This is a genomic window from Acetobacter pasteurianus subsp. pasteurianus LMG 1262 = NBRC 106471, assembly GCF_000285275.1.
GTDB lineage: Bacteria > Pseudomonadota > Alphaproteobacteria > Acetobacterales > Acetobacteraceae > Acetobacter > Acetobacter pasteurianus.
Genome location: NZ_CADO01000062.1, coordinates 1 through 5,882, shown reverse-complemented (window position 1 = coordinate 5,882; position 5,882 = coordinate 1). Strand labels below are relative to the sequence as shown.

General features: G+C 57.5%; 8 protein-coding genes. 6 read left to right on the top strand and 2 right to left on the bottom strand.

Annotation, left to right across the window (positions count from 1 at the left end):
- Positions 1-134 precede the first annotated feature (134 nt).
- Genes APA10_RS09520 through APA10_RS09510 form a run of 3 tightly spaced genes read left to right on the top strand, consistent with a single transcriptional unit; the run spans position 135 to position 2,006 of the window.
- Positions 135-1,010, top strand: a complete 876-nt coding sequence (locus APA10_RS09520) for a tyrosine-type recombinase/integrase (RefSeq protein ID WP_003628646.1) — start codon at positions 135-137, stop codon at positions 1,008-1,010.
- Positions 1,011-1,047: 37 nt separating this feature from the next.
- Complete coding sequence (locus APA10_RS09515) at positions 1,048-1,680, top strand: DUF3164 family protein (protein ID WP_003628645.1); 633 nt, start codon at positions 1,048-1,050, stop codon at positions 1,678-1,680.
- Entirely contained in the window at positions 1,677-2,006 is a 330-nt protein-coding gene (locus APA10_RS09510) for an HNH endonuclease signature motif containing protein (protein WP_003628644.1), read from the top strand. The genes APA10_RS09515 and APA10_RS09510 overlap by 4 nt, the downstream gene beginning before the upstream one ends.
- Before the next feature lie 13 nt (positions 2,007-2,019).
- Here the strand turns inward: APA10_RS09510 and APA10_RS09505 are convergent, their stop codons facing one another.
- Both APA10_RS09505 and APA10_RS09500 read right to left on the bottom strand, forming a co-directional pair.
- Complete coding sequence (locus APA10_RS09505; RefSeq protein WP_003628643.1) at positions 2,020-2,409, bottom strand: type II toxin-antitoxin system HicB family antitoxin; 390 nt, start codon at positions 2,407-2,409, stop codon at positions 2,020-2,022.
- Positions 2,406-2,594 carry a type II toxin-antitoxin system HicA family toxin gene (locus tag APA10_RS09500; RefSeq protein ID WP_035365565.1) on the bottom strand — a complete coding sequence of 63 codons (189 nt, stop codon included), beginning with the start codon at positions 2,592-2,594 and terminating at the stop codon, positions 2,406-2,408. The genes APA10_RS09505 and APA10_RS09500 overlap by 4 nt, the downstream gene beginning before the upstream one ends.
- A gap of 217 nt (positions 2,595-2,811) precedes the next feature.
- Between APA10_RS09500 and APA10_RS09495 the strand changes: the two genes are divergently transcribed.
- The 3 genes from APA10_RS09495 to APA10_RS09485 form a co-directional block, all read left to right on the top strand.
- Positions 2,812-3,408: a hypothetical protein gene (locus APA10_RS09495; protein WP_035365550.1), complete on the top strand. Its 597-nt coding sequence runs from the start codon at positions 2,812-2,814 to the stop codon at positions 3,406-3,408.
- Positions 3,398-5,191, top strand: coding sequence for a terminase large subunit (locus tag APA10_RS09490; protein ID WP_003628640.1), 1,794 nt, complete (start codon positions 3,398-3,400; stop codon positions 5,189-5,191). Before APA10_RS09495 ends, APA10_RS09490 begins: the two co-directional genes overlap by 11 nt.
- The coding region (locus APA10_RS09485; RefSeq protein ID WP_035367591.1) for a phage portal protein at positions 5,188-5,882 on the top strand (695 nt) is incomplete at its 3' end. The genes APA10_RS09490 and APA10_RS09485, both read left to right, overlap by 4 nt.

The following is a 5,882-nucleotide window of genomic DNA, read 5'->3' as shown; positions in this document are numbered from 1 at the left end:
GCGGTATTATCTGACACGGCATACCTGCCAAGGTGTCAGATAACCCGCAGAACACCCCCCAAACCCGTCAGATAATCATTGTTATCTGACGGATTTTGAGGGTTGGAAATGACCCGATAATATAGGGAAATCAAATGGTTAGCGGTGATCAGCCCAGATCAGCCGCGCCAGCAGTGCCAGATGATGGCATTCACCGTGCGGATCTTCCGCTGGTCAAAACGTGGCTGCACAACCGCAGCAGCAACACGGTGCGGGCCTATCGCACCAACGTTGCGGAGTTTGCCCGTTTTGTTGCCAAGCCCATGGCAGATGTTGCCCTGGCTGACATTCAGGCATGGAACGACAGCATGGCCGATGCGGCGGACAGCACGCGCCGGCGCAAGATCAGCGCCGTGAAATCGCTGCTGACCTACGGCCACAAGCTGGGCTTTCTACCGCAGGATGCGGGCGCTGCGTTCCGCATGGAGCGTGGCCGCGACAATCTGAACGAGCGCATTCTTTCGCGCCAGCAGGTGTTGGCCATGCTGGCAGGTGAGAAGGATCCGCGCCGCCATGCGTTGCTGGCGCTGCTTTACGGCACCGGCCTGCGGATTTCAGAAGCCTGCGCGTTACGCTGGCGCGATATGACACGCCGCCAATCGGGCGGCATTGCAACGGTTTTCGGCAAAGGTGGCAAAACCCGCCATGTGCAGGTTTCACCATCGTTGTGGAAAGAGATCGCGGCTGTGCGGTCTGATGTCGGGCCTGATGCGCCCGTTATCCCCGGCCACGATGGCGGCCTGCTTCATGAACGCGCTGTGGATCGCGTTGTGAAGCGGGCCGCAAAACGAGCGGGCCTGCCGCCTGATGTCTCTGCTCACTGGCTGCGCCATGCTTTTGCGTCACACCAGTTGGACGCGGGGCAGCCGGTGCATTGGGTGCAGGCCCAGCTCGGCCACAGTTCGCTGGCCACGACAACACGATACAGCCACGCCAGCGCAGACGCGGCGGGCGCTGACCTTCTGGCCTGACGCCAACCGGCGCGGGCGTTTCTGACAACGATGGAGAATGACAATGCAAACCGTGCCTGACGGTTTCATGCAGGACAGTCGCGGGCGCTTGGTGCCGGAAGCGAATGTTCGGCCATCTGACAAGCTGCAAGATGAGCTGGTGCGCCGTTTGCACCATGAAGCCGAGCCGGTGCGGCAGTTCATGATGGATTTCAAGCGGCTCTGCTTTGCGGAGATCAACGCCTTTCTGGATCTGGTGGCCGAGCAATACAGCACCAAGCTGGGCAGCGAGAAAGGCAACGTTACCCTGACCAGCTATGATGGCACGCTGCGCGTGACTGTGGCGGTCGGCAACGTCATTTCGTTTGGCCCTGAAATTCAGGCGGCGCAAACGCTGATCCATGGTTGCCTGAACCGCTGGTCTGAAGGCGCCAACGCCAATCTGAAAGCTGTGGTGCTGGATGCGTTTGACGTAGACAAGCAGGGCAGCATGAACGTTGGCAAGATCCTCGCGCTCCGGCGTCTGGAGATTGACGATGAGGAATGGCAGCGCGGCATGCAGGCGATTTCTGACAGCGTGCGCGTGGATGTGACCAAAGACTACGTGCGGTTGCACCGGCGGCCATCGCCAGATGCCAAGTGGGAACTGGTGACGTTCGACCTGTCCAAGCTGGACGTGGCCACCACATGAGCAGCCGCAAGAAAGCCGTTCTGACGTGCATGAGGCCGCTTGTGGGTGTTCTGGATACCAGCATAGCCAAAGAGCCACCCAAACGCGCTGACGGCTTTTATACTAGCCGTGAGTGGCGTGCCCTGATGGCATCCATCAAGCGCAAGCGGCCTCATTGCTGTGAACAATGCGGCCGCACCGGCACGCGGCTCTTTGGGGATCATATTCAGGAGCTGAAGGACGGCGGCGCACCGCTGGACGAGAACAACGTCCAGTTGCTCTGCGGATCCTGCCATACCGCCAAGACCGCACGGGCGCGGGCAGAGCGATATAAACAGGAATATTGAGCAATAAGCAGGCTTATACAGACTGATTACGGTTCAGTTTTTCCCATGCGGCTTCAGCCAGAAACTTGGAGCGGTTTTTGCTGACAGCTGCAATGGCGGACACAAGGCTTTCGTCCAACGTGACGTTCACACGCACGGCTTTGGAAGGCAGCCGAACATGAACCATGAAGGCAACACCTTGAGCAAAGTTCGGATCCTGCATGACCTTATCCAAAGGCGATGGCGCAGGGATGGGCTCACCATCTTCTGTCATGCCAGAGATATGGAATTCCAAGGCTTCCTGGGCCATTTTCCGGGCATCTTCCAATGAAGAGCCTGCTGTGATGCAGCCGGGAAAATCTGGAAAGCTGACCCCGAAATCACTTTCGGGCTCTTTGTGGATGATGGCGATATAGTCGCTCATTTCAGTTTGACCCCTGATTGTTTCTCTACGCTCCGCAGAGTGCCGAGTGGAAGATCCCGCTTAGGGTGAGGCACCGTCACCCGGCCGGGTTTTGTCGGGTGCTTGAACTGCTGATGACTGCCTTTCGTGGCGACAAGATACCAGCCGTCTGCCTTGATCTTCTTGATGATCTCTCTGCTGTCCATACGCATAATCATACACACAAAAATACACCAAGAGCAATGCAAAAAGTGTGTATCAGTGTGTATTTTTGGGCATCCCCCAGCTATGCGCTCAGCGGGTAGGGGGAGGGGTAAAAGTGCGCCTGACGCATGGCACCTGAACCGCGCCAGTGGCACGCGTGAAAAATTTTTCGTTCCAGCGTTTTGAAGTGCGCACTTTTGTTGCGCGGGATGGTGGGGAATGCCCAAGAAAACTGACACGGATTGGCACGCGATAGAGACTGATTTTCGCGCAGGAGCCTTGTCAAACCGCCAAATTGCAAAAAAACATGGCGTAGCCGAAAGCACCCTGCGCAAGCGCATCGCGTCCGGTGGATGGGTGCGCACTTCTGCGCAAAAAGTGCGCAAAAACACCAAAACTGCGCACCAACCTGCGCACAATCCCCAGCACAACCCCGCTCCACCACAGGAGAAACTACCATCCACCGGGCGTGGAACGGCCAACAATCTGGATGAACGCACCGAAAATCTGGTGTCGCGGCTGCTTGGCGAAGTTGAGGACACGACTGCGCATCTTGGCGAGATTTCCGAAGCGATTGAACTGGAAACAGCCACCGACAATGGATCGCGCCGGCGCGATGCGATGTTGAAGGCCATCAGCACGAAAGAGCGGGCGGAAACCGTGCGCACGCTGAAGCAGATCCAGATGATGGGCGTCACGGGTTCCGGAAAAAAGAAGGGCGTGAAGGAAGAACGCCGGGAAGCTGCCGAGAAAGCAGCCAGCGGCAAGTTCTCGCGCATGTCTTCCCCCAAACTGGTTGTGAATAATGGCAAGTGAAACCGAGAAAAAGCCCGCAACACGCAAGCGCAAGGCGGCAACCACAGCGCGAAAGACCGCAACAGCTACCACACGGCGCAAGGCAGCGCCTGCGGCCAAGGCTGGCCTGTCATGGAGCACGGCCTGCCGGGATTGGGAAAAGCGCATCATTGCGGGCGAAAGCCTTGTGCCATGTGATCCGCTTTTTCCGGACGCCGCTGCGCAGGGGATGGCTGTTTTCAATGCCCTGAAGATCGTGGACGTGCTGGGTGAACCGACCATTGGTGAATCCTGCCGTGATTGGCTGAAGGACTTTGCCGCCGCCATTTTCGGTTCATATGACCCGGAAACCGGAAAGCGCATGATCACCGAGTTTTTCCTGCTGGTGAGCAAGAAGAACACCAAGAGCACCATTGCGGCGGGCGTGATGTTGACGGTGCTGATCCTGAACTGGCGGCAATCAGCCGAGTTCCTGATCCTGGCACCGACCAAGGAAGCCGCAGACAACGCCTTCAAGCCTGCGCGGGACATGATCAAGGCCGATCTGGAACTGGATGCCCTGTTCCATGTGCAGGATTACACCCGCATCGTGACGCACCGCGAAACAGGGGCGACACTCAAGGTTGTAGCCGCAGATGGATCTTCCGTTGTGGGCAAGAAAGCCACCGGCATTCTGGTGGATGAGCTGTGGGAGTTCGGCAAGAAGCCCACGGCTGAGAACATGCTCATGGAAGCCACTGGCGGCATCGCCTCCCGTCCAGAAGGCTTCATCATTTACCTGAGCACGCAGTCGGATGAAGAGCCTGCCGGTGTGTTCAAGAGCCGTCTGGAATATGCGCGTGGCGTGCGGGACGGAAAGATCAATTCACCCCGGTTTCTGCCGGTTATCTACGAATTTCCCAAGAAAATTCTGGATAAGAAAGGCGAGCACAACCCGGATAACTGGTACATGACCAACCCCAATCTGGGGGTGTCGGTATCGGATGAGTTCCTGCGGGACAGATATGCCCAGGCCAAAGAGGCTGGGGAAGGCGTGCTGCGCGTCTGGATGGCCAAGCACCTGAACGTGGAAATGGGCATGTCCCTGCGCGAAAAGGCATGGGCAGGGGCCAAATATTGGGAACGCCAGGGTGATCCGCTGGTTACGCTGGAGCTGATTTTGGAATGCTCTGATGTGATTGTCTGCGGCATTGATGGTGGCGGTCTGGACGATTTTCTATCTCTGGCTGTGCTCGGTCGGGATGAGGAAAGTGGCGATTGGCTGCACTGGCAGCGCAGTTGGGTGTTTCAGGACGTGCTGAAGCATCGCAAGGAGGAAGCGCCGCGCTATCTGGATTTCCAGAAGCAGGGTGATCTCGTCATCATTCAGGAAATGCGTGACGACAATCGGCAGCTGGCGGACGTGGTGGAAATGATCGACCAATCCGGCAAGCTAGCCATGGTTGGGCTGGATCCTGCGGGCGTGGCTGAAATCGTGTTTGCCCTGCATGCCCGTGGCATTGAGCAGGAGCGGATTGTCGGTATCAGTCAGGGCTGGAAAATGACCGGGGCCATCAAGACGCTGGAGCGCAAGCTGGCGGATGGCACGTTCTCCCATGGGGCGCGTCCGATCATGGCCTGGGCGGTTGGCAACGCGAAGGCGCAGGCCAAGGGCAACAATATCGAAATCACCAAACAGATGGCAGGCGGCAAAAAGATCGACCCACTGATGGCGCTGTTTGATGCCGTGGCCTGCATGAGCCGAAACCCGGAGCCACCGGGAAATATTGACCCGTTTCTTGAGGGAGGTCTGATCACGACATGAAAATGCCAGCGCCATTTAGAGGGCTGCTGTACAAGGCTGCAAATGCAATGGCGCTGACCGTCACAGGCGTATCCCTTACGGATCTGCGCCTAGGGGCCTTCATGGCTGGTGGGCCAACGCATAGCGGCAAGCTGGTGTCGGTGAATACCGCCATGCAGCTGGATACGGTCTGGGCCTGCACGCGACTGATCTCTGACACCATCGGGGCAATGCCGCTGAAGCTCTATCAGCGCAGTCCAGATGGCACGTCATCCACTCTCGCGCGGGATCATCCGCTGTATCGCATCCTGTGCAGATCCCCCAATACGGATATGAGCGCCATAGAGTTCTGGTCATCCATGGTGGCCTGCCTGATGTTGTGGGGAAATGCTTTTGCCCAGGTGATCTGGAGCGATATTGGCGTAAAACGTGTGGTGGCCCTCTATCCGCTGCGACCTGACCGCATGACGGTCAATCGTGACGATACCACAGGTGAACTGATTTATACCTACACGTATCAGGGGCAGAAGCTCACGCTGGAAGAAAGCAATATCCTGCATATCAAGGGGTATTGCCTGGACGGCATGATGGGCATGTCTCCTATCAGCGCAGGTCGCCAGCAGATAGGCAGCGCCATGGCGGCGGAAGAAACCGCTGCACGCATGTTTGCCAATGGCATGTTGAGCCAGACTTACATCAAGTCTCCCAACAT